Source organism: Fodinicola feengrottensis, from assembly GCF_010993775.1.
GTDB lineage: Bacteria > Actinomycetota > Actinomycetes > Mycobacteriales > HKI-0501 > Fodinicola > Fodinicola feengrottensis.
Genome location: NZ_WOTO01000010.1, coordinates 18,350 through 39,980, shown reverse-complemented (window position 1 = coordinate 39,980; position 21,631 = coordinate 18,350). Strand labels below are relative to the sequence as shown.

Annotated in this window: 27 protein-coding genes and 6 pseudogenes; 11 read left to right on the top strand and 22 right to left on the bottom strand. The window is 67.2% G+C overall.

All coding sequences use genetic code 11. From position 1 onward, the window contains the following. Nucleotides 1–53: 53 nt before the first annotated feature. Nucleotides 54–452 carry a GNAT family N-acetyltransferase gene (locus tag GNX96_RS11510; RefSeq protein ID WP_163568166.1) on the top strand — a complete coding sequence of 133 codons (399 nt, stop codon included), beginning with the start codon at nt 54–56 and terminating at the stop codon, nt 450–452. Between the two features lie 380 nt (nt 453–832). Here GNX96_RS11510 and GNX96_RS11505 read toward each other — a convergent pair whose 3' ends face one another. Beyond that, a complete protein-coding gene (locus tag GNX96_RS11505) occupies nt 833–1,426 on the bottom strand; it encodes a TetR/AcrR family transcriptional regulator (RefSeq protein ID WP_279580106.1) in 594 nt (197 codons plus the stop codon). A 315-nt stretch (nt 1,427–1,741) separates the two neighbouring features. Here GNX96_RS11505 and GNX96_RS63155 point away from each other — a divergent pair. Continuing rightward, a pseudogene (locus tag GNX96_RS63155) lies at nt 1,742–1,939 on the top strand (MFS transporter); the annotation flags it as partial. Nucleotides 1,940–2,201: 262 nt separating this feature from the next. Here GNX96_RS63155 and GNX96_RS50880 read toward each other — a convergent pair. After that, nucleotides 2,202–2,594 carry a hypothetical protein gene (locus tag GNX96_RS50880; protein ID WP_279580035.1) on the bottom strand — a complete coding sequence of 131 codons (393 nt, stop codon included), beginning with the start codon at nt 2,592–2,594 and terminating at the stop codon, nt 2,202–2,204. On the opposite strand from GNX96_RS50880, the gene GNX96_RS11495 reads away from it, so the two are divergent. Both GNX96_RS11495 and GNX96_RS11490 read left to right on the top strand, forming a co-directional pair. Then, a complete protein-coding gene (locus tag GNX96_RS11495; protein ID WP_390623974.1) occupies nt 2,539–3,069 on the top strand; it encodes an MFS transporter in 531 nt (176 codons plus the stop codon). The two genes, GNX96_RS50880 and GNX96_RS11495, sit on opposite strands and share 56 nt — an antisense overlap. A 178-nt stretch (nt 3,070–3,247) precedes the next feature. Further along, nucleotides 3,248–3,736 carry an RICIN domain-containing protein gene (locus GNX96_RS11490; RefSeq protein ID WP_163568084.1) on the top strand — a complete coding sequence of 163 codons (489 nt, stop codon included), beginning with the start codon at nt 3,248–3,250 and terminating at the stop codon, nt 3,734–3,736. Nucleotides 3,737–4,451: 715 nt separating this feature from the next. Here the strand turns inward: GNX96_RS11490 and GNX96_RS11485 are convergent. The 3 genes and pseudogenes from GNX96_RS11485 to GNX96_RS50870 form a co-directional block, all read right to left on the bottom strand. Next, a complete protein-coding gene (locus GNX96_RS11485) occupies nt 4,452–5,540 on the bottom strand; it encodes a terpene synthase family protein (protein WP_279580105.1) in 1,089 nt (362 codons plus the stop codon). A 21-nt stretch (nt 5,541–5,561) separates the two neighbouring features. Continuing rightward, on the bottom strand, nt 5,562–6,008 hold the full coding sequence (locus GNX96_RS50875; protein WP_279580033.1) for a class I SAM-dependent methyltransferase: 447 nt from the start codon (nt 6,006–6,008) through the stop codon (nt 5,562–5,564). Nucleotides 6,009–6,076: 68 nt separating this feature from the next. Beyond that, nucleotides 6,077–6,220, bottom strand: a pseudogene (locus GNX96_RS50870) (SAM-dependent methyltransferase); the annotation flags it as partial. On the opposite strand from GNX96_RS50870, the gene GNX96_RS50865 reads away from it, so the two are divergent. Beyond that, nucleotides 6,176–6,424 (top strand): hypothetical protein, encoded by a 249-nt coding sequence (locus GNX96_RS50865; protein ID WP_279580118.1) that lies wholly within the window; start codon nt 6,176–6,178, stop codon nt 6,422–6,424. The pseudogene GNX96_RS50870 and the gene GNX96_RS50865 sit on opposite strands and share 45 nt — an antisense overlap. A 108-nt stretch (nt 6,425–6,532) precedes the next feature. Here GNX96_RS50865 and GNX96_RS50860 read toward each other — a convergent pair whose 3' ends face one another. Then, a complete protein-coding gene (locus tag GNX96_RS50860; RefSeq protein WP_279580104.1) occupies nt 6,533–7,066 on the bottom strand; it encodes an AAA family ATPase in 534 nt (177 codons plus the stop codon). Nucleotides 7,067–7,354: 288 nt separating this feature from the next. Between GNX96_RS50860 and GNX96_RS50855 the strand changes: the two genes are divergently transcribed. After that, nucleotides 7,355–7,516 carry a hypothetical protein gene (locus GNX96_RS50855; RefSeq protein ID WP_279580032.1) on the top strand — a complete coding sequence of 54 codons (162 nt, stop codon included), beginning with the start codon at nt 7,355–7,357 and terminating at the stop codon, nt 7,514–7,516. Between the two features lie 55 nt (nt 7,517–7,571). On the opposite strand, the gene pnuC is transcribed toward GNX96_RS50855, so the two are convergent. From pnuC to GNX96_RS11450, 9 genes and pseudogenes are all read right to left on the bottom strand, one after another. After that, nucleotides 7,572–8,177: a nicotinamide riboside transporter PnuC gene (gene pnuC, locus GNX96_RS11470; protein ID WP_163568083.1), complete on the bottom strand. Its 606-nt coding sequence runs from the start codon at nt 8,175–8,177 to the stop codon at nt 7,572–7,574. A 69-nt stretch (nt 8,178–8,246) separates the two neighbouring features. Further along, nucleotides 8,247–8,723, bottom strand: a complete 477-nt coding sequence (locus GNX96_RS11465; RefSeq protein WP_279580103.1) for a trypsin-like serine protease — start codon at nt 8,721–8,723, stop codon at nt 8,247–8,249. A gap of 64 nt (nt 8,724–8,787) precedes the next feature. Next, nucleotides 8,788–8,958 (bottom strand): annotated as a pseudogene (locus tag GNX96_RS63150) (trypsin-like serine protease); the annotation flags it as partial. 118 nt (nt 8,959–9,076) lie between these two features. Further along, nucleotides 9,077–9,769 (bottom strand): xanthine dehydrogenase family protein molybdopterin-binding subunit, encoded by a 693-nt coding sequence (locus tag GNX96_RS50850; protein ID WP_279580031.1) that lies wholly within the window; start codon nt 9,767–9,769, stop codon nt 9,077–9,079. 46 nt (nt 9,770–9,815) lie between these two features. Continuing rightward, nucleotides 9,816–10,391: pseudogene (locus GNX96_RS50845) on the bottom strand (molybdopterin cofactor-binding domain-containing protein); the annotation flags it as partial. A 100-nt stretch (nt 10,392–10,491) separates the two neighbouring features. After that, nucleotides 10,492–11,019 carry a molybdopterin cofactor-binding domain-containing protein gene (locus GNX96_RS50840; RefSeq protein WP_279580102.1) on the bottom strand — a complete coding sequence of 176 codons (528 nt, stop codon included), beginning with the start codon at nt 11,017–11,019 and terminating at the stop codon, nt 10,492–10,494. A 113-nt stretch (nt 11,020–11,132) separates the two neighbouring features. After that, nucleotides 11,133–11,177 (bottom strand): annotated as a pseudogene (locus GNX96_RS61005) (hypothetical protein); the annotation flags it as partial. Nucleotides 11,178–11,248: 71 nt separating this feature from the next. Beyond that, nucleotides 11,249–12,214, bottom strand: coding sequence for an FAD binding domain-containing protein (locus GNX96_RS11455; protein ID WP_163568082.1), 966 nt, complete (start codon nt 12,212–12,214; stop codon nt 11,249–11,251). Beyond that, the gene (locus GNX96_RS11450) at nt 12,201–12,710 is read right to left on the bottom strand and encodes a (2Fe-2S)-binding protein (protein ID WP_452124470.1); all 510 of its coding nucleotides are present in this window, start codon (nt 12,708–12,710) and stop codon (nt 12,201–12,203) included. Before GNX96_RS11450 ends, GNX96_RS11455 begins: the two co-directional genes overlap by 14 nt. 163 nt (nt 12,711–12,873) lie before the next feature. Here GNX96_RS11450 and GNX96_RS11445 point away from each other — a divergent pair, with 163 nt between their 5' ends. After that, the gene (locus tag GNX96_RS11445; protein WP_163568081.1) at nt 12,874–13,437 is read left to right on the top strand and encodes a TetR/AcrR family transcriptional regulator; all 564 of its coding nucleotides are present in this window, start codon (nt 12,874–12,876) and stop codon (nt 13,435–13,437) included. Nucleotides 13,438–13,444: 7 nt separating this feature from the next. On the opposite strand, the gene GNX96_RS11440 is transcribed toward GNX96_RS11445, so the two are convergent. The 5 genes from GNX96_RS11440 to GNX96_RS50830 all read right to left on the bottom strand — a co-directional run bounded on the left by GNX96_RS11440 (nt 13,445) and on the right by GNX96_RS50830 (nt 16,135). Then, nucleotides 13,445–14,083 (bottom strand): hypothetical protein, encoded by a 639-nt coding sequence (locus GNX96_RS11440; RefSeq protein WP_163568080.1) that lies wholly within the window; start codon nt 14,081–14,083, stop codon nt 13,445–13,447. A gap of 71 nt (nt 14,084–14,154) precedes the next feature. Then, nucleotides 14,155–14,433, bottom strand: coding sequence for an alpha/beta hydrolase (locus tag GNX96_RS11435; protein ID WP_163568079.1), 279 nt, complete (start codon nt 14,431–14,433; stop codon nt 14,155–14,157). Nucleotides 14,434–14,635: 202 nt separating this feature from the next. Next, nucleotides 14,636–15,631 (bottom strand): hypothetical protein, encoded by a 996-nt coding sequence (locus GNX96_RS11430; RefSeq protein WP_163568078.1) that lies wholly within the window; start codon nt 15,629–15,631, stop codon nt 14,636–14,638. Further along, entirely contained in the window at nt 15,612–15,794 is a 183-nt protein-coding gene (locus tag GNX96_RS11425) for a hypothetical protein (RefSeq protein WP_163568077.1), read from the bottom strand. The genes GNX96_RS11430 and GNX96_RS11425 overlap by 20 nt, the downstream gene beginning before the upstream one ends. A gap of 65 nt (nt 15,795–15,859) precedes the next feature. After that, a complete protein-coding gene (locus GNX96_RS50830) occupies nt 15,860–16,135 on the bottom strand; it encodes a hypothetical protein (RefSeq protein WP_279580117.1) in 276 nt (91 codons plus the stop codon). Between GNX96_RS50830 and GNX96_RS11420 the strand changes: the two genes are divergently transcribed. The 4 genes and pseudogenes from GNX96_RS11420 (at nt 16,022) to GNX96_RS50825 (ending at nt 18,114) form a co-directional block, all read left to right on the top strand. Beyond that, nucleotides 16,022–16,450: a MarR family winged helix-turn-helix transcriptional regulator gene (locus GNX96_RS11420; protein ID WP_279580101.1), complete on the top strand. Its 429-nt coding sequence runs from the start codon at nt 16,022–16,024 to the stop codon at nt 16,448–16,450. The two genes, GNX96_RS50830 and GNX96_RS11420, sit on opposite strands and share 114 nt — an antisense overlap. Before the next feature lie 116 nt (nt 16,451–16,566). Then, nucleotides 16,567–16,845: a hypothetical protein gene (locus GNX96_RS11415; RefSeq protein WP_163568075.1), complete on the top strand. Its 279-nt coding sequence runs from the start codon at nt 16,567–16,569 to the stop codon at nt 16,843–16,845. After that, nucleotides 16,838–16,933 (top strand): annotated as a pseudogene (locus GNX96_RS67135) (hypothetical protein); the annotation flags it as partial. The gene GNX96_RS11415 and the pseudogene GNX96_RS67135, both read left to right, overlap by 8 nt. 26 nt (nt 16,934–16,959) lie before the next feature. Continuing rightward, nucleotides 16,960–18,114 carry a WXG100-like domain-containing protein gene (locus GNX96_RS50825; protein ID WP_279580029.1) on the top strand — a complete coding sequence of 385 codons (1,155 nt, stop codon included), beginning with the start codon at nt 16,960–16,962 and terminating at the stop codon, nt 18,112–18,114. A 173-nt stretch (nt 18,115–18,287) separates the two neighbouring features. Here the strand turns inward: GNX96_RS50825 and GNX96_RS11405 are convergent, their stop codons facing one another. Both GNX96_RS11405 and GNX96_RS11400 read right to left on the bottom strand, forming a co-directional pair. Further along, nucleotides 18,288–19,010 carry a hypothetical protein gene (locus GNX96_RS11405; protein WP_163568074.1) on the bottom strand — a complete coding sequence of 241 codons (723 nt, stop codon included), beginning with the start codon at nt 19,008–19,010 and terminating at the stop codon, nt 18,288–18,290. Further along, a complete protein-coding gene (locus GNX96_RS11400) occupies nt 18,965–21,517 on the bottom strand; it encodes a helix-turn-helix domain-containing protein (protein WP_279580028.1) in 2,553 nt (850 codons plus the stop codon). The genes GNX96_RS11405 and GNX96_RS11400 overlap by 46 nt, the downstream gene beginning before the upstream one ends. Between the last annotated feature and the right edge of the window lie 114 nt (nt 21,518–21,631).

Genomic DNA, 21,631 nt, shown 5'->3' with positions numbered 1-21,631 from the left:
AGGCATCCGGATACGGCTGGCGCACCCCCGACGACGCCGCGGCCGTCAACGAACTGCTTCGCCAGCTGGACCATCCCCAGGACGACACCACGACGACAGCGACTCGCATCCAGGCCTGGGATGACGATCCCGCGAGCGCGGTGTACGTGGCCGAGGCGGACGGTGATCTTCTCGGTCTGGTCGCCGTCCACATCTGCCCGTTCTTCGAGCGCGCCGGTTCCTGGGGGCGGATCGTGGCTCTGGTCGTCTCCGATCAAGCCCGCGGCCAGGGTGTGGGCACTGCGCTTGTCGCAGTGGCGGAAACGTTCGCGACAAGTCATGGATGCGTACGCATGGAGGTCACCAGCGCGGACCGTCGCCAAGCCGCACACGAGTTCTACCGGCACCGTGGCTATCCCGACCAAGCGGGGAAGTCATCCCGATTTTTGCGCGATCTCAACGATCCGACCTGACCCGGAAACGGCGGTCATGCTCTCGTCCACGGCAACACTCTGGGATGCACCTCCGGGGCGGGTAGGGTTGCCCTCCCTGTCAGGCCGTGTTGAGACATCCCGGAGCCCGAAAATGTCGCGTACCAAAGGTGGGTGCGGCGCGAAATTGTCGTAGGTGTCTGTTTTTCTTTCCCCCTCCCTTTGAACGGGCGGGGGGTGGGTCGAGAGGTGGACCTTAATTTTTAGTTGAACATCGGTCCTCGAACCCGCCCCCCACCCGTCACTGGGTGGGGGGGATTTTTTTGGGGGGGTACGACAGTTTTTCGCGCCGCACCCTGTGCGTGCGCGTTCGCGTTCAACCCTAAGCAATGTGGTGAGAATGGTGCCGCGACAGGGTCTATTCAGGCGGGGTTCGCGCCGGCGAGCAAGCCGTCGACGACAACGTCGACCGCGAACCGAAACCGCTCGTCGCTGTTGCCCGCGGTGAGCTGTGCGGCATGCGTGGAGATGAGCGGGAACCGGTCGGACGGCAGGTCGGCGAACGTCTGGCGGAGCTCGCCGACCCATTCCTGACCAGCGCCGCGCCGGAGGTCGTCTTCCACCGCGGCATGGCTGACCAGGGCGGCGAGGACATCGGTGGCCCAGACCGCGCGTTGCGGCTCGATGTCGCCCGCGAGCAGGATTCCCAGCAGGTTCTCCAGGAGGCGAAGCGAAGCTTCGGTACGAGGGGGGCTGCCCATCGCCGCCGCGGCGATTCCGGGATGCGCGAGCAGCGCGTGGCGCATGCGGCCAAGCAGTGAATGCAGCTGCGTACGCCAACGTGACGAGTTCGGCGTTTCAAGCTCGATGGTGGCGATGACGCGATCCTGCATCGCCTGCAGCAGGGCATCGCGGCCGGAGACGTAGACGTAAAGCGAGCCGGCTCCAGTGTCGAGAGCGGTCGCGACCCGCCGCATCGAGACCGCCGCCAGCCCGTCGGATTTCAGGATGGCCAGCGCCGCGTCAATGACCGCGTCCTCGCTGAGCGGTGCCTTCGCGGGGCGGTCCCGCGTCGAACGCTGGCGGCTGGTGGGGGCTCATCGGTGGCGACCTCCCGGCGAGAGAAAGTGTCTTAACGAACAGTGTTTGTTACGAACGCCGTTCGGGGCGTACGGTGTTCGTAACAAACACTGTACCTGGTCCAAGCTCAGGAGGACCTCATGGAGACCGTCCCCATCAGCAGTTCCACCGCCCGGCAGCGCTACCGGCTGCGCTGGGTCGTGGCGGTCGTTGTGCTGGCCGCGAGCACCATCGACGTACTCGACGCCACGATCGTCAACGTCGCGGCGCCAGCCATCCACCGTGATCTCGGCGGCGGCGCGGCCACGATCCAGTGGCTGAGCGCCGGCTACACGCTCGCCTTCGCCGTCCTGTTGATCGCCGGCGCGCGGCTCGGCGACATCCTCGGCCGGCGTCGGCTGTTCCTGGTCGGCTCGGCCGGTTTCACCCTCTTCTCAGCCGCGTGCGCCTTCGCGCCGAGCATCGGCGCGCTCATCGTTTTTCGGGCGCTGCAAGGAGCCTTCGGCGCGCGCTCTCATGATCCCGCAGGGCTTCGGCCTGCTGAAGGAGGTCTTCGACGACGACGAGTTCGACAAGGCGACCGGGCCGTTCGGTCCCGTCACCGGAGTGGCCATGCTGATCGCTCCGCTGCTCGCCGGCGCGCTCGTGGACGCCAACCTATGGGGCACCGGGTGGCGACTGGTGTTCCTCATCAATGTGCCGATTGGCGTACTAATGCTGCCGTTGGCCATCCGCTCGTTGCCGCGGGGCGCCAGCCATCCGGGCGTCAAGCTCGACTTCGGCGGCGTTGGCCTGGTGGGGCTGGGGTTGGTCGCGATCATCTATCCGCTGATCCAGGGCCAAGCCGCCGGTTGGCCCGCCTGGTGCTTCGGTCTGCTCGCCGCCGGGGTGGTCCTGCTGCTGGTCTTCCTGCTCTGGGAACGGCGCCGCAAGCACAGCCCGCTGATCGAACCAAGCCTGCTCACCAACCGCACTTTCCTCGGCGGCATCGCCGTGACGCTGGCCCTGTTCGTTCGGGGCGTTCAGCGGGCTTCTGCTCTGCATTTCGTTGTACGGGCAACTCGGCGAAGGCTGGTCACCGGTGCACGCGGGTCTGGCGCTCACGCCGATGGTCATCGGCATGGTGCTGGGCATGGTCGCCTCGCTCGCCCTCGTCAAGCGGTTCGGCCGTCACCTGCTGCACGCCGGCATCCTGTTCATCGGCGGCGGCTCGACCGTACTCGCCCTGACGCTGACCGGTGCCCGTACGTCCTCGGGCTGGGACCTTGTCCCCGCGCTCCTGTTCATCGGCGTGGGCGTTGGCGCCTGCGTCGGGCAGCTCTTCCGGTTCATCCTGACCAGCGTGACCATGGCCGAAGTCGGTTCGGCCTCCGGTGTCATGGAAGCCGTCCAACAGTTGTCGTCCTCGCTCGGAGTCGCCGTCCTTGGCACCATCTTCTTTTCCGCTTTCGACCGCCACGTCCCGACACACGCACTGCAGATCACCGCGTGGGCCTGCCTCGTACCGCGCAGCCGCCTTCGTGCTGGTATTCCGGCTGCCTATGCAGCCTCGGCAAGAGGCGCATTAATACGCGCTTGAGCACCGCAGAGGGTGACATTATGTGATAGAACCAGTGAAACTGGGCCTTCGTATGGTGGGAAATTGTTGTTCGGCGTGCTGTCGCCCGATTCCGAACAATCGAAGTCTGCTAAACAAAAAAAAAGCGTGTCGTCAAGACGCGAGTTGGCTTCGCATTTCCCACTTTTGGAGAGGTCTCATGCGCGGAGTACGAGTCACTAGAACTGCTGCCATCCTGCTGTCAGTTGCCGTCTTCGCGGCGATGTCCGCGGGGTTCGCGTCGCCGGCGACCGCGGCGGCCGCGAAACAGATAAACAGTGGCTATTATGGCTGCCTCGACGCGAATGCCACTCAAGGTGGCAACGGTACGACCGTGCAGCTGTGGGCGTGCAACGGCAGCGTCCAGCAGCGGTGGTACGTCAACGGAAACACCATCGTCAACGCGAAATTCAATCGCTGCCTGGACGCGGACGCGACCCACGGCGGTAACGGGACGCGGGTTCAGCTGTGGGACTGCAACGGCACCGCTCAGCAGACCTGGAACAACAGCGCCAATTTCGGCCTTGTCAACTACCGATTCGGACGGTGCCTCGATGCCAACATCAACTATTACGGCAACGGAACTCCGGTCCAACTGTGGGACTGCAACAGCGCCGTACAGCAGCGGTGGTACGTGCCCACCAGTTGACCTGCGCACGAGAGCGACAGTGCTGGGGTGGCGCGGCAATGCGGGGGCCGGCATTCGCGACCGCATGGGGACATAAGTGAACCTTGGCCACACTTGTGTCGTGTCTGTCGATGTCGTGAATCCGCCCCAAGAATGACGAAGGGATATCGGGGAGCAGCGACCAACCGTCCGGTGGTGAGACCACCTGGCGGTCCGAGATCCCTCTGCAGAAAGGCCAAAAAATGACGACTTCGATAGCCCGCCGGCTAGCCTTGACCGTGGCCGCCGCTGGTGCGCTGACCGTGGGCTTCGCGGCTCCGGCCATCGCTGCTCCAAGCGCACCTGTCACCCATTGTGAAAATACGACAAACCTGCAGGGTGGCGGCACTGTCACCCCGTGTCTGTCCTTCCAGGGCGGGCAGGTTCGTGCCTACGCCGTGTTTTTTCCTCGGCTCCGGCCAACTGCACTTTCTCTTTGCAACTTTGGCACAACCACTCACAGTTTTCGCCAAGTACGCCCTGCAGTGACGTGGCCAGCCTGGTTTTGACGGCCGCCACCGCCGCGAACGACTCCTACTTGACCGGCGTACTGGTCCAGCCCGGCAACGTGCAGGCCTACACGAGCTATTACGACGCTCCCTGACCCGACCTTTCGTTGTTGGTCATGGGATTTGTCCCATGACCAACAACGCCTACGGGTGTTCTCAAACCCACCCCCGGCAAGCGAGTCCGGCGGTTAGCTTTCGTAGCGGGGGTTGGTGGCGTGCCATTCGAGGCCACCGCCCATCCATGCCTTGACTCCGTTCAGGAAACGGTGCAGTTCGGGTGAGGGCACGGTTCGGAGTTTTCGGTGACCTGCCTCGAAGTCGCGTACGAGATTGTTGTGAAGATCGACGGTGATCTCGGTTGACTCCTGGATGGAGCAGTTCCGGTCGGCCGCGACCTGCAGGACCATGTTGCAGACCGGCTTCTCGTCGGCGGCGTCCTTGGCCACCGAATGGAGGTCGTTCACGAGTACGGACGCGGTGCCTGCCTGCATGAGGGCCTGTCGAACGCGAGGGTCGTAATACAGGCCCGCCGGCAGCTCGTATCCGCCGACGGGGTCCACCAAGGTCATCGAGGTGTAGAAGCTGTCGTGCTGGCGCGCGGCGAGGTATTCCCACGCCGGTGGGTAGGCACCGGTGTGCCGCCACGCCGCGTAGGCGCTCCAGGTGACGAACATCGAGAAGGTCGCGTAGCACACTCGCTGGACTTGTACGGGTGTGCCGTGGCGGGCCAGGTGTGGCCGACGCTGGAGTGCAGCGCCACCAGAATGGGATCGCCCCGAAGGGCCTCGTCGAGCTGACTGGAGAATTCGCCAGCGGGCGCGACCGGGTCCATCGCCGCCATGACCAGCGCGAGCCGTGGCGGGGTTTTCGTTGGCGTGGCACCGAGTTCGCTGTCGTCGGCGTAGTAGTCGTCGGCGGCCCACCAGGCCGCGTTCAACTGCGCCGCGATCAGGAGCAGATCGGGATCGTCGGCGTCGGCGTGGGTGAGCATCGCGAGCCGCCCGAAGCCGGCCTCGCGGATCTGGTCGAGTCCCTCGCCGGTGAATCCGCACTCCTGCGCCCAGACAACCAGGCGGCGGTCGACCTCCTCGGCGAGTGGCTCGTTGACCCGCTCGACCACTGGGCAGTAGAGCGGTGACGCCGACCCGTCGCCCCAGGGGATTTCCGCGTACCCCCGATCGGGTCCCCCAGCGGACGCGAACCGCGCCGTCATGCGGGCCGCTGACGTACCGACCGAGGCCGGTCGGTCCGGTACGCAACGCGGCAGCGGTGTCCATCACCGTTGACTCCTCCTGTGGTCAGATCCGGTCGGCGGCGATGAGCAGGTAGTGGAAGCTGCCTTCGCGGTACGCGGTGAGAAACGGCTTCTCGATGCCGGTGGCGACCGCGGACTGCTCTCGCAACTCCCAGTACGGGATCGTCGCTGCCGTCAGGTCGACAACGGCGATGGGGACGAACCCGTTGGCGGCCAGGGCCTTGAAGTATTCGCTGCGGGGATGGATGTTGCAGATGTAGTGCTGATCGATCTGGCTCACCGCCCGCGACCGGCCGCCGGTGACATCGTTGTAGCAGCCGGTGATGGTGACATAGCGGCCGCCGGGCGCGAGTTGGCGGGCGTGTTCGGCGAACAGGTCGTACAGGTCGACGTACATGGTGCTCTCGTTGTTCCAGGCACCCCTGAACGATCCTGTCTCGAAACCGGTGTCCAGCATGTTGCGAAGGTGATACTTGACCTGATCCCGCAACTCCGCGTTTTTTTTTTTTTCGCCTGCCCGTTCGCGAACCCGACCTGCTGCTCCGAGATCGACACCCCGTCCACCTGGCAGCCGAAGCGCTGGTTGGCCATGATGCTGGTGCCGCCTCGGCCGCATCCGGCGTCCAGCAACCGGTCACCGGGACCGATCGCACCGAGATGGTCGAGCAGAACGTCGGCCTGCGCGGTCTCGAGGCGGTGCATCTCCTGGACGATCGCGTCGTCGCGAACCGCGGCGGCAGCGTCGAGCACCGCGGGATCGTACGCACCAATGCCGTAGTGGTGATGGTAGAGACCGTCGACATCGCCGAGCCGCAGGTTGACGGGGTCTTTTTCCTTGTTCCAGTAGTCGGCGATCGACTGCTGGTACGCGGTACGCACCACTCGCTGGTCAATGGTCGTCATTGATGCCGCTCCTTCAATTAGGACGTAACGGCATTCTTATAGAACGCGACCACCGAGAAGCCATGTCACCTTGGATCCAACCTGCGGGAAAGGACGCCCCAATCGGCCGCGCTATCCCAGCGGTTTCGCGAAGGTGGATCGCTGCCGCAGGGTCTGCTCGGCGATTTTGATGGCCAGCTGTACGCGCTGCTCCAGACTGCCGGTGAGCAGCGCCCAGGCATGGCCTGCCTCTTGGAGCGCGGTGGTGAACCACGCCGTCATCTCGGCCCTGACCGCGAGGTCGCCTTCGCGTAGGCCGTCGTTCAGCCAGGGCACGCCGACGTGGTCTGTGAGCAGGTAGAAATCCCCGAGTCCCCGTCGCGGTCGCCACGACCCGAGATACCGGCGCTCCCACACCGCCGTCGCGAACGCGTCCGTGTCGCAGACCAGCAGCGGCGAGCCAGCCGCTGCGGCCTCTTCCTCACGTCGGCGTTGTTCCACGGCGATCAGGTCGAAGTCTTTTTGGTCCCAGACCAGCTGATCCAGCTCGCCGCCCTCGGCCCCGCCACTTCTCGTACGTGTAGTCGCGGCCGTACTCCGCACCCAGCCGGTCCGCCGCCACCCCCCCCCCCGGTCGCGGAACGCCTCCGCGACCAGCCGGGACACCGTGGTGGTGCCAGTCGACTCGGCGCCGACGAACACCAGCCGAGCCGCGAGCCCCCGGCGCGTACCACCGGGTCCAGGAAGTCCCACTGGCCGGCGAGGTCCGCCCGGATTGCGGTCGCGGACACGGGTACGTGCAGGCGGTCCGGATCGACGACAACATGCTCCGCGCCGAACCGATGGGCCAGCTCGTCGCCGTACTTCTCCGAGGAGAACACGGCGTCTACCGGTGCGTTCCCGAGCGCCGCGCGCATCACTGCGACCTGCGCGGCCCAGATCGGTTCGTCCGCCATGTCCACCGGCACGTCACAACGGGTGCCAACGACCTCCACGTCCGGGTGCACCGCGCGCATCCAGGCCACCCGGTCCGCCAGCGGGATCGACTCCACGCTGGCCGCCTCCACCAACACCGTCAGCCGCCGGCAACGGGCCGCGGCTGTCCGTACGAGGTGATGGTGGCCGGTATGCGGCGGGTAGAACTTGCCTACCACCAGGCCGTGTTCGTACGTCATGCGGTGGCCAGGCTTCGCCGCCATTGCCGCAGGCCGAGCACACACAAGCCGAGGAACAGCACGTACACAATCGCCGTTAGTTCCAGTTGTTTGGCCAGGTAGAACGGCACGTAAATGATGTCGGCGGCGATCCAGAAAAACCAGTTCTGGATCTTCTTCGCGTTCAGCAGATACTGCGCGGCCAGCGAGATCGCGGTGGTCAGCGCGTCCCAGAACGGCGCCGCGTCGTGCACCGCCGTCAACAGGACCGTCAGGCTCGCCGTACCGACCAGCACGAACACCAGGCAACCGGCCAGCGTCAGCGGGCTCGCCCGCCCTGCCTCCAGCGCCGACCGCTGCGGGCCGCCTCGTACCCACTGCCACCAGCCGATGAAGCCGAGCACGATGTAGACCACCTGCAGGCCCGCGTCCGCGTAGAACTGCGCAGACACGAACAGGACCAGGAAGAACGCGCTGTTGGCAATGCCCACCGGGAAGTTCGCCACGTGGGCGACGACCGTCAGTACGACGCAGGCCCCGCCAGTCACGAATCCCAGCAGCTCAGCCACCGACACCTGGTCGTCGCCGAGCACGAACAGCACATGGTTGAGCCAGTCGATCATGCCGCCCTCTCCCGTGGTGCCTCACGATGCCACAGCTATGACATCGAGATCGGGAGTGTCACTAATTCGTCATTTGCGCAAGACCGCGTGGATCCACTGCAGTTGGGCGAAAATCTGCCCGGCGTTGGCGGTGCTGTCGCGGTCGGAGCCGTCTAGGACGCCGACCAGCACCTGCGTCCCCGCTGCCGCACCGGTCATGACCGGTCCGCCGGAGTCGCCGCCGGCGGGAATGCCCCAGACCTTCTGCGCGCAGAAGTCGGTGCCACCCGGTCCCACCAGCCCCACACAGCGTGGGTCGTGAGGAGACACCACTCGCAGCAGGACCGATTGCCGCAGTACGTTCGACTGGCACGCGTTCTCGTCGCTGGTGCAAGTGGCGCCCCAGCCGTACTGGCGCACGATCTGTCCAATGTGGACCGACGTGGTGGCGAGCTTGGCCACCGGGACATTCATCGGCTGCACCTTGATCATCGTGATGTCGGCGTGCGGGTTGTCCACCCGGCTGTGCGGGATCGGGTGGACGAGCCTGCCCTTGCGCTGATCCAGGTTGCCGACTCGAAAGGAGAGTCGCGAGTCGGCGAAAGGAGCGTCCGGCTTGTCGAAAAAAACAGTGCGACGCGCTGATGACCCACTGCGGCGAGATCGCCGTACCGGTGCACCACGGATGGCCGTCCAGCAATATCCGTACGGCCCACGGCCCGGACGGGCTCACCGCTCCGCCGATGACGGCCGAGGCTGGCGACGCCGTCGCCAGTACGCCGGCCAGCAGGAACGGGATCATCATCAACAAGACACGAATGCGGCGTACCACCCCGGAGCTCCTCTCAACGAAAAAGTCGATCAGAAGACGTCCGATGGCACCTGCCGGTTTGCTCATCAGCGGTGATGTGTCGGTCAGCTCAGTGCACCAGCAGGTCCTCGATCGTGATCGGGATGTGGCGGACGCGGATGCCGGTCGCGTTGTAGATCGCGTTGGCGATCGCCGCCGCGACGCCGACCACGCCAATCTCGCCGATGCCGCGGGCACCGACCGCGTTGTGGAGGGTGTCCGGGTACTGCACGAACTCAACATCGATGGCGGGGATGTCGGCGTTGACCGGGAGCAGGTAACTCGCGAAGTCGGCGTTCGCGAGACGGCCGTCCGATTCGATCTCCAGGCCTTCGTGGAGTGCCGCTGACACGCCCCAGATCAGGCCGCCGGACAGCTGGCTGCTGGCCAGTTTCTCGTTGATGATCCGGCCCGCGTCGAACACTCCCAACAGGCGCGACACGCGGGCCTCGCCGGTCAGGCGGTGCACTCGTACCTCACAGAACTGGGCCCCGAACGAGCTGAACGAGTGCTTGGTCATTTCCTCGCCCGGCGCCGAGGATCCCTTGGCGGACAGGGACTCGCGACCTACTGCTCGCAACAGCTCACCGAACGGCACGGTGTCGTCGGTGCCGTACACCCGGCCGTCGGCGTAGGTCACTTCCTGGCCTTCGTACGGTCCACCCGGCGCCGAGGCGAGCGCCAGCAGGTCGTCGATGACCTCGGTCGCGGCGACCATGATGGCTGTACCAGCGCTCGCCGTGGCGGTCGAGCCGCCGGACATGCCACCGGACGGATATCGGGAGTCGCCGAGTCGCGGGGGTGATCCGTTCCGGTGCGATGTCCAGCGATTCGGCGCCGATGGTCGACAGCACGGTCAGCAGGCCGGTGCCCGGGTCGGCGCCACTGGTACGGACCTCGGCTGTCTCGTCCGCGTTGAGCGTGATCTCGACGGTGGCCGGGAACCGCAGCGCCGGGAACATCGCGGTCGCCGTGCCGATGCCGACGAGCCAGTCGCCGTCCACGCGCCCGCGTGGTGACCGATTAGCCCAGCCGAACCGCCGCGCACCGATGTCGAAGCACTCTTCGAGATGTTTGCTCGACCACTGCAGGTCCTTGCCGGGCGGCGCGGTGGAGCTGTTCCGCCTGCGCAGCTGGATGGGGTCCATCTTCAACGCGACGGCCAGCTCGTCCATGGCGCTTTCCAGCGCGAACGAGCCGGGCGCCTCGCCGGGAGCACGCATGAACGTGGTCAGCGGGACGTTCAGCGGGACCATCTTCTGGCTGATGGACAGGTTCTCGGTGGCGTACCACTCGCGCGAGGTGCCATGCGAGGTCGGTTCCACGAACGAGCGATCCATCGCGGTGCTGGACCACGAGTCGTGCCGTACGGCCAGCAACGTGCCGTTTTTGTCCGCGCGAGGGCGATCTTCTGCAGGGTGGCCGCGCGGCCCGCGGTCGCGGTGAAGACCTGTTCACGGGTGAGCGCGCACTTGACCGGGCGGTTCAGGGGGCCCGGGCCGCGGCCGCGGCGAGGAACGCTGGCACGGACGTACGCCCCTTGCCCCCGAACGCGCCGCCGACGTACGGATTCACCGCGTGTACGGCTGAAATCGGCAGGTTCAGCGCACCGGCCACCTCCATCGCCTGCAGGTCACTGCCCTGGTTTCCGCTGTAAATGGTCAGGGTGCCGTCGGCCCAGACGGCGACCGCGGAATGCGGCTCCATCGGAGCGTGGTTCTGGGTCGCCGTACGGTAGGTCGCCTCGACGACAACCGGGCTGGCCGCGAGCGCGTCCTCAATGGACTCGACGCCCGGTGCGAGCACCGTGGCCGAAAGTTCGTTGCCCATGAACGCGGGTGCGTCCTCGGCGGTGGCGATCCCGGCCTCGAAAGACGTACGCGCCGGCTTCTGGTCGTACGACACCTGAACGAGCGCGGCGGCGTCGCGGGCCTGCTCGAACGTCTCCGCCACGACGACGCCGATCGGCTGGCCGCGGTACGCGACGTCGGTGTGTTGCGCAGCGGAACCCAGGTCTCGCCCATCATCGGCGACGACGCGACGGACAGCCCCAGCCCTTCGAACGGCGTGTACACGGCGACGACGCCAGGCGCGCTCTTGGCCGCTGCCACGTCCATGGCGGCAATCTCGCCGCAGGCGATCGTGCTGAGTACGACATAGCCGTAGACCATGCCGGGGAAGTTGTTGTCCGCCGCGTACTTGGCCCGCCCCGTGACCTTCGGCACGGCGTCCAGCCTGCCGGTCATCGGTGGCTCCCTTCGGTCAGCTCCAGCAGCGCGCGGACGATGGTCCGCGTCAGCAGGGTGGTCTTGAATTCGTTGCCGGACAACGGATGCGCGCCCTCGGCCGCCACCGAAGCAGCGTCCGCGAAGGCCTCCTCAGTCAGCTGCGCTCCTTGCAGCGCGGCCTCGACCGCCGTCAACCGCCACGGCACCGTCGCCACCCCACCACCGACCGCGACCCGGGCGTCCAGGATCCGGCCGTCGCGTACGTCGAGGGCGACCGCGGCCGAGCACAACGCGAACTCGTACGACTGGCGGTCGCGCACCTTCACGTACGTGGAGGTGGCGGCCCAGTCCAGCCGGGGCACGTACACCTCGGTGATCAGTTCGCCGGCACGCAGGTCGTTCTCCACCTCGGGGGTCGAACCCGGAACTCGGTAGAAGTCCCGCAGCGGGAGCGTCCGGGTCCCGTCCGCGCTGGTCAGTACGACCTCGGCGTCCAGTGCGACCAGCGCTACCGCGACATCGCTGGCGTGGGTCGCCACGCAGGCGTCGCTGGTGCCCAGGATCGCGTGCATCCGGTTGGTGCCGCCGATCGCGGGGCATCCACTGCCCGGAACCCGCCGGTTGCACGGCATGGTGACGTCGCGAAAGTACGAACACCGGGTGCGCTGCATCAGGTTGCCGCCGATGCTCGCCATGTTCCGCAGCTGCTGCGAGGCACTGAGCACCAGGGCCTTGGAGATCGCGGGGTAAACGCCGGGATGTGCCGCGACGTCGGCCATCCGTTCCAGCGCGCCAAAACGCATGCCGTCGGACGTACTGATGCCGCGCAGCGGGAGGTCGTTGATGTCCAGCACGCATGGCGGCGTGAGGACGTCCAGCTTCATCAGATCCACCAGCGTGGTGCCGCCAGCGAGGAAGGCGCCGGTGGACTCGAGTGCGTCCTGCACCGTGGCGGCCCTGGTCAGCTCAAACGGTCGCATCGGCCCGCCTCGTGTCTGCTGCCGCCTGCTCTGATGCCTGCTTTATCGCGGCGATGATGTTCGGGTACGCCGAGCAGCGGCAGAGGTTGCCCGACATGAACTCGCGTACATCCGACACATCCTCACGCACCGCGGCGACCGCGGACATGATCTGGCCGGACGTGCAGAAGCCGCACTGCAATGCGTCCTGATCCACGAACGCCCGCTGAACCGGATGCAGCTCGTCCCCGGTGGACAGTCCTTCGACCGTGGTCACCGGCCGCCGTACGGTGGCGGCGAGGGAGGGTAAGGCAGGCGAGCACTGGCTTACCGTCGACGTGCACCGTGCAGGCGCCGCACTGGCCGCGGTCGCAGCCTTTCTTCTTCGACCGGTGACGCCGAGCCGTTCGCGCAGGGCGTCCAGCAGCGTCACGCCCGGATCGACGCTGAGCGGCTCCGACCTGCCATTGATGTCAAGTGAGATGTCCACTGGGATCTCTTTCCCGCGGATCGCCATGCAGCCAGGCTTCCGGCCGCATGGCTTGTGGGTATTCTGGGGTTGGCGCCGATCCGGATAGAAATCCGCTTCGGCTTGCTCGACCGAGGCTAGCGGATTAAAATCCGCTTGGCAAACGAAGGCCGGGCATTCCAGAAGCGCGCTAGCGAGACCAGGAGGAAGGATGCCGACGGGATCGGTCAGCCCGCGCCGGGCGGACACCCGACGCAATCACGAGAGCATCCTGGTTGTCGCGGCCGAGGCGTTGAGACGCACCGGAGACGTGTCGTACAACGGGATCGCGAAACTGGCCGGCGTCGGCGTCGGGACCGTCTATCGGCACTTCCCCACGCCAGAGGACCTGATCCTGGCCGTTTACCAACGCGAGGTGAACCACCTCATCGACATCGTGCCCACCCTGCTGGAACGGCAGTCACCCGACAACGCCTTCCGCGTCTGGGTGATCGACCACCTGGCGCACTACATGATGACCAAACGCGGGCTGATGACCGCCCTGCGGGCTGGCCCGGGCGAGCTACCCACGCACACGTACAAGTCGCTGCTGGATGCGCTGGACACGCTGCGAAAAGCCAACGTCGAGGCCGGCCTGATCCGAGCGGACCTGACCGTCGAGACCCTGATGCGCGGCCTCGGCGGCCTGATGTTCCTCGACCCGGAAGGCAACTGGAAAGCCGACACGAAAGCCCTGGTCGACCTGCTGTGGGCAGGGATGCGGGCGCAGGTTTGACCGCTGCTCAGCGAATGCGGAGCCGTCCCGAGGTGAAAGCGGCCAGCGCCTGGTCGATCTCCGGAACCGGCTGCCGGAGAACTCGGGTCGCGACCCGAAGTCCGGTGGTGCCCAGCACCTTCCGGTGCAGGACGCGCTGGACCTCGGGGTGCGCGATGCCTTGTACGCCGGGGGTCGCCGGACTGACCCCGGGCATCAGGTCGATCACGAGGGACTGCTGACCTCGCCAGGCGTGGCGGCGGAGTCCCGCGACCGTGCTCCACGGCAGGAAGACCGAGTCCGGCGCCGCGTCGATGCTGGCCCGCAGCCCGAGCGGGGAGAACCGCATCGCGACCGGAGCGATCCCGCTGGCCGCCCAGGTGGTGCGGAGCCGCCGGATCCTGGCGCGCTTGCGGCATCCGTCGTACGTCAGGAAGAGTCCTGGCACGACAATCGGGCCAAGCCAGAAGGCCTGTAGCGGTTCGCCGCCAACGGTCGCGATCAAGAAGCCGACCAGGATCCCGATGCCAAGGATCAGCCCGCCGCCGACCAGGCTCACCCCGGCGGAGAAAGTCAACGCCCGCAACGTGGTCGCCCGGGCCTGGGCCACGACGCCCTGATCGACCTGCACAACGAACTCATTCGGCGCCCCCGCCCGCGCGTTCATCAGGCCACTATACGACCGCGCCAAATGTGCGCCGGCGACCCGAAATCCCGAGAATTCCAGGTCTGCCGTGCTTAGGTCCGGCAGACGAGGTTGGCCGCGGGGAGCGTTCCGTTCGCGAGATATCCGTCGATCACGCCGTCGGCGCAGGGTGAGTTGTCGAAGGCGCCATGGCCGTCGATCGTGGCGGTGACCAGTCGGCTGCCGGCCAGGTCGCTGGCCAGGCTCCGGGTCCATGCGTACGGGGAGATGGGGTCGCCGGTGGTGCCGGTGACCAGGATGGACGAGCTCGGCCGGACGCGGGCGGGAAGGGTGTACGGATGGGCTGTCGGCTGGCCGACGCAGCCGGCCATCGCCTCCCAGGCGATCGAGAGGCCGCCGGTGTGGGGTGCGCTTCGTCGGACCAGTTGGGCCAGGAGTCTCTCAACCGTGGCAGGCCGGCGGGTGCGGGGCTGTCGGCGCAGGTCTGGATGCGGCTGGCGGTGTAGTCGGGGTCGGTGTACGTGAGGGCCGAATAGGTGGCGAAGGTCTGGCCGTTGCCGTTGGCGGCGCTGGCTATGCCGGCGGCCAGGCCCGGCCACGCGAAGGGATAGCCGGCCAGATACTGCCCGGCGGTGATGCGGATTTCGGCGCCGGTGAGTGGTCGGGGAGACGGCGCTTGGTTCGACACACCGCCGGCGTCGGCCTTGGCGACGACCTGGTCGAAGACCTTGCCCACGTCCTGGCCGTGCAGCGCGCAGGTGGTGTCGGTGTCGCACCAGGTCGCGAAATGGGTGAACGCGGTCTCCTCGGCGCTGGCCGCGTCGATCGCCCGTACCGCCGCCGACCGGTTCGGGTCGACCGCCGCGTCCAGGACGATGGCGCCGGTACGGCCGGGATAGGCGGCCGCGTACGCCGCTCCGCGTTCGCCGCCGTCGGCCTGGCCAGCCAGTTCAGCCGCGACTCGCCAAGCGCTGAACGGATCGCGTCCAGGTCGCGTACCTGATCGTGGACGCCCATGTGCGCGGTCAGGCCCGCGGTGCCCTGGCAGCCGGCGAAGGTGGCGGCATTGTGGGCGAGCAGCCGGTCGTACGTGCCGACCGAGGTCGCGAAGCTGGAGACAGCCGGGTCGTGGCCTGGCACCGCGCAGTGCACGCCGGCGCTGCCGCCAAGTCCGCGCGGGTCGAAGATGACGATGTCCTTCGTGGCGTGCGTACGGGGCAGCCGTGACAGGTAGTTTCCGCCGTGCTGAAGGAAGAACGAGATCTGGGAGCCGCCGTAGCCGGCCAGTTCCTCCGAATCCGACACCACCGTGCCGGTCGAGTCGCCGGTGGCCGGAACTCGCAGCAGCGCCAGCGCGATCGACGGTCCCGACGGCTTCGCCCAGTCCACCGGCACTCGTACGGTGCCGCACCGCGCCTGGTATTTCGCCGCCGCCGGCTGTTCGCACGTCGTCCACGCGATGGCCCCGGCGGGAGCAGCGGCAGTCGTACCGGTGGGGGCCGCCAGCGCGGCGACCAGTGTCAGACCGGCAAAGGTGGCCGGCAGCCGACTACCGAGCACGACGGTCACCGGCCCGTACCAGCCCGGTCCACGACACCAGCTCGCCGAGCGTGGAATCCACCGCCGAGCGTCCAGATCGGATGGTGTCCTTGCCGGCGATCCAGGACAGCACTCCACCGGCCAGTTGGTCGGTGAAGTCGATCAGACCGTGTTCTTGTTTTTCCTTCGACATCGGGAACCCCTCCGTTATGTTTGACTATCAAGCAAGTAGGACACTAGGGCAAGTATGCTTGATTGTCAAACATCTTTGGAGGTCGAATGCCGCCGAGTCGAAAGGCGCTGGTCGCTCAGGTGAGCGCGGCCCTGGCCGATTTGCAGGCCGTCTATGACGACCGCGACCAGGCCTTGCCCGACGCGTTGGGGGTCAACCGCACGGACCTGCGCTGCCTGGACCTGATCGTGCGGGAAGGACCGCAAACCGCCAGCCAGCTCGGCGCTCGGCTGCACCTGACCCGCGGTTCCATGACCACCCTGGTCGACCGCCTGGAACGCGCTGGATACGCCACCCGGCACGATGACCCGCAGCACGGCCGGCGCAAAACTGGTCGTACCCACCGCGAAGCTCGTCGACGCGATCACCCCGCTGCTGGCCCCCCCCCGCCAGCACGGCGAAGCCCGCCTGCACAAGTACGGCGACGGCGAGCTGCGGCTCGTACTCGACTTCCTGCGGACCACCCACGCGGCGCAGGACGCCGTCGTCGAGTCCATCCGGGGAACGTCGAACGGGGACGCCAGCCAGCGTCATCCCTGACTCGTCTCGGTGGGCAGCAGAATTCCGACATCACTCGTACGCCGGTCGGATCTGGCATGAACCTGACAAGGCTGTGACACCCCACCCGGCACTGCTGAGACTGAGTGACAAATCGCAGCCGTGGGATGGGAGCACGCAAATGGCAACCGATTCTGGTGACATTTCCATGATCACCGACGATGCCCGATACGCCATGACAGTACTGGGACAGGCAGGTCAGGACCTTACGTCCAACTGGTCGTCCGCTCATGGTGCGATCAGCGGTGCATCTGGACAGACGGGCAGCGACCTCCTCGGTCAGACCTTCCTCCAGACGTACCAGCCCAGAGCCACCATCATCGCCAAGGCGATGCGGAAATCGGTCCAGGTTCCCGGTCTGCTCGCCGACGCGGGCCATCGCGGCATCGACAACTACGAGGCCGCCGACACCATGTCGCGCGGCTTTTTTTTCGGGGAGATCAGTCATGACTAGCGCGCTCGACGGAACGATTCCGGAGCCGACCGGGCCGTTGTGGGGCGCGATCGTCGCACAGGGAGATCCCTGGCCGCAGGGAAACGAAGCCCAGATGACCGCGCTCGCCGACGCATGGCAGCGAGCCAGCCAGGACACCGCGACCGCCACCGCTCTCAGACCAACAAGGCGTTCGGCGAGACGCAGGCGGCCTGGCAGGACCCGGCCGGCTCGAGCCTCGGCTCGGCAATCGACTCGCACGGACAGCAGCTCCAGCTCCTCGGCCAGGCAATGGCGAACCAGGCGACCAAGGCCAGCAACTATGCCGGCGCGTTGACCAGCACCAAAACGTTCATCAGCAACGCTGTCAGCCAGTACGACGACACGTACGCCCAACTGGGTGACCCGCAGATGGGAGCGGACGGGCCGGCCATGCAACAGCAGTTGGCGCAGGAGCTCTCGACGTTGTTCCAGCAGAAAGTGGCACAAGAGGCCGCGGACCTGAGCGACAAGAGCAATGTCGGGGACGACGACTTCGACCGGCGGCTGAGCAGGTTCGGAGCGGGATTCGCCGCGGGCGCGGCCATCGGTGGTGGTATTGGAACAGTTCTGGAACCCGGTGGCGGCACCGCCGTTCTCGGACTGGCCGGTGGACTGATGATCGGTGGCTCACTAGCGCTGCTCAGGGAGATATTGCGGCAGGGAGCCGCCAACGCGGGCGGCGACTCCGGCGACAGTGGCGACTCGGGCGACAGTGGCGATTCTGGGGATTCTGGGGACAGCGGAGACTCCGGCGACAGCGGCGATTCTGGTGACAGCGGTGATTCTGGCGACGGTGGAGATTCCGGCGATTCCGGAGACGGTGGCGACTCCGGTGATTCTGGCGACGGTGGAGATTCCGGCGACTCTGGAGACGGCGGTGACTCCGGCGATTCTGGTGACTCCGGTGACAGTGGCGACTCTGGTGACAGCGGCGATTCCGGTGATAGCGGTGATTCCGGTGACTCTGGAGACAGTGGTGACTCCGGTGACAGTGGCGATTCCGGCGATTCTGGTGACAGTGGTGACTCCGGTGACAGCGGCGACTCTGGAGACAGCGGCGATTCCGGCGATTCCGGTGATAGCGGTGACTCCGGCGATTCTGGAGATTCCGGCGGCTCCGGCGACAGCGGCGATTCTGGCGACGGTGGAGACAGTGGCGGCTCCGGCGACAGTGGAGGCGGGGACGGAGGCGGGGACGGCGGCGGGGACGGCGGCGGAGATGACGGTGGTTACCCGGTCGAGGCATAGCTGCGGGAAGTGGTGGCCGCGCTCGACGCGTAGGTCAATGCGTACGGCCTCCGCTGTCTCATCTTCCTAGTCGCACTCAGAGGGCCACGTTTGGTGCGCTCGCACCAAACGTGGCCCTGAGTGACGGTTCCTCCGAACCAGGGAAACGCTCCTCGGTTCGGGTCCGAGGCGGCTTACGGAATGACGCGGTTGCGGAGGTTGTATGGGTACGGGCCCTCGCCGTGGATGTTCAGTTCGGTGGCCACATCGAAGCTGTAGTACGGGTGCGAGGTGCGGTAGCTGTCCAGGTTGTTGCCGCCGAAGCAGATGAGGTCCGCTCCGCCGGCCGAGTTCGGCCCGTTGCAGAGGCTCAGCGTCGGGTACTTGAATCCGTCGAGCGGACGGTCGCCGGTGCCACCGGGGCCGGGCACGTTTAGGTAACCGATGAGCCCGCCGGGGTCGCCCGGCCAGTTCGACTCGCCGGGCTGGCGGCGGCCGTCGGAGAAAAGCACGCCCTGGATGTTCCGGCCCGGCGGTTCGGTTTCCAGGACGGTGCCCGCGACCAGCGCGCCGAGGCTGAACCCGACGATGTAGACCTTCGTGCTGAGGTCACATCCTGAGGTGACGTACAGGTTGTAGAGCGCCGTCCTGAGGTTGGCGACACCGGCGTCGACATCGCTGTAGAGGTTCACGTCGGTGACACTGTTGGGGTAGGGGATGCGTACGGGGTCGGCTCCGCCGGGCGAGAAATTCCGGTCCAGGAGTTTGAAAGCCCCGCCGTCCTGGTAGCCGGGAACCACGAACATGACCGGACCGCAGGCCCCGGCTGGGCGTACCGCGGTGGCCTGGGCCGCAGCGGCCGACCCGATGGTCACGCTGGCGGCGGTGGCGATCGACAGCACGTGGCCAAACCCCATCGCAGTCGTGGCGGACTGAGCCTTCTCGTCACGGTTTCTCCTCGTCTGTGGTCGATGCTGCGGATGACCCAGGGTGTGGGGTCAAAGGCAAGATTGATCGTTTCGTCCGGATCGTCCGCGTACCAGGCCAGCGGCCGGCCATTTACGACCGGTCGTCGCCGCGAGCTGCGAAAGTACGGCTGAGGTGGTCCTGGAGCCGGGCGTGGCGAAACTGGTAAACCGCACCGGCCTGACGCAGGACGCCGCGCCGGTAAGCGTCGTCCAGGAAGGCGACCGTCGCCCAGGGCAGCCGGCCCGTCAGCGGCAACCAGATGCGTGACAGGACGACCCATTGGCCCCAGGCAGTGAAGGCGAACGCGTACGAGAGCCCGCCTCCCAGCCCGCCCACCGCCCCGATGACGAGCGAGTCGGGCATGCCCCAGACGAGCGGTCCCAGCGTTCCCTGGAGGAGGTCCACAACCAACTGGCCGCCAAAGATGATCGCGACCATGAGCAGCACGCCAAGCATCAGCGCCTGGCGAACCACGGTCGTACGGTTCGTGACGAGCAGCCCGGTCGGGCTGGTCGCCGCGCTCAGATCCAGCGGTGCCTCCAGGACCGCGGTGAGCCCGAACGTCGACCCGGCCGCGAGCCCGAACACTGTTCCGGTCACCAGGGTGTTGATCAGCGCGACCTTGACCACCACCCCGAGGTCGGCCGCAAACCCGTAGAACAGCCCCCGCGCCACCGCGGTCACCGGCCCGTACCCGAGGCCCACCGCGAACCCGCCCAGCAGGCCGCCGCCGAACCTGCCGGCGAACCTGCGGACGAGGCCGCCGCCGGTTCTGCCGCCCCGGCCGGGGCAGCCGTACGCGGACGCGGGCGGGTTCGAACCGGACCCCGCCGTATCCGACCATCAGCCCGTACACGAGCCCGAAGGCGAGGCCGACCAGCGAGCCGACCAGCACGCCGTCCAGCAGCCCGGCGCCGAGTCCGAACGAGCCTCCGTACCTGGTCAGGTCCAGGGGCAGCGAGACGAGCCAGTCGGAACCGGCGGTGGCCAGCGCGGCCGTCAGCACGACAATGAGGATGCGCGACGAACGGCGCAGCGAGTCGCCGAGCTGCCACCACGCGAGGTCGTACGTGCCGCGCCGATCCAGGTGCCGCGCGAGGTAACCCAGCCAGCGCTGGACATCTTCGGGGTCCCATTTCCGGTGGTGGTGCGGCTGGTGCCGGTAGACGGTGCGTACGAAGCTGCCCAGCAGGTGCTCTTCCAAGGCCTGCGAGCTGGGGAAACGGTGCGTGTCCAGCAGCGCCGCCGGGTCAGGGTCGAGGGTGTCGCTGTAAACGGTCCTGGCGAGGACGACCATCAATGGGGTGCTCAGGACCGCGGCGAGGGTGGCGCACGCCGGGCGTTCCGGGTGGGCGGACAGCTCGTTCAGGACGGGATCCCACACGGTCCCGGTGGTACCGCTGCTGGGTGAGCCATTGCCCGGCGCGTTCGGGCGGGTGCTGCGGGGGAGGTAGTTGACCAGGTCGGCCGGGGTGAGATCGGTCAGCTCGACCCCGGCGGCGCGGGTCAGCACATCGGTCGCCGCCACCGCTCGCGCGTACTCGCCGGGACGGCTGGTCAGCAGCAACGGCAATGAGGAGGCGTTGAGTGCTTCCAACGCGGGGCCGTGCAGACCGTCGGCGATCTCGTCGAACCCGTCCAGCACCGGCAGGATCAGGTCGGCCCCGACCAGTGCGGCGGCCAGCGTCGACCGGGCCGGTGCCCTCGCCGCGAGGCCGGGGTAGTCGCGCAGCAGCTGATCGGTCAGCCAGTCCCGCAGGGCGGTGGTCGTCGGATCCCAAGACCCGAGGCTGAAGATCACCGGCACCGGGTCGGCGCTGGTCCGCGTGCGCAGGTAGTCCAGGGCGAATCGCGAGGTCAGGACCGTCTTCCCAGATCCGGCGCGGCCCAGCACCACCAGCCGTCCGGAGGGAATCCGCTGGTACGTGTCGGCGATCGCGGCGAGGTCGCCGGCCAGGTCCAACGGGCCGGACGTGGCCCCGGCCGGAATGCGGCGGATGTTGTCCCAGTGGTCGGTCAGCTCCGCGGCCACCGGCCGCCACCGGACCGGCAGCGGAAACGGGTCGTGGATCCGGCGCTGTTCCTCCTCGCGCTGCCAGCGGTCGCTGACCACCTGGGCCAGCTGGCCGGCGGCTTCGGCCAGCGCGATCCCGGCCGCCGAGGGCGTACCGCGCTGCTGGCCGGCCGGTTCACTGGCGACCGGAACGGCGTCCGGGGGCGGGTCCGGGGGCGTTGCGCCGCCGGCTTCGGACAGCAGGTTCTGGCGCTCTTGCGGCGCGATGCCCAACGCGTCGGCAAGCAGTTTTACTGTTCCCAACCGGGGGTCGGTCGGCTCGCCGGTTTCCAGTCTCCGGATGGTGCGTACGCCCAACCCGGACTGTTCGGCCAGTTGTTCCTGGGTCATCCCGACCTGCCGCCGCAGCTGACGCAGCAGCGTTCCGAACTGGCTCGTCACCCCGCCGACCTTAGCGGGATATCCGGCCATATTTGGCCGGTCCTCCTGCCTGGTCCGTTTATGCGTACGAACCGCATCATGAGCGGCGCCGACGAAAAGCCGGCGCTCGCCGAC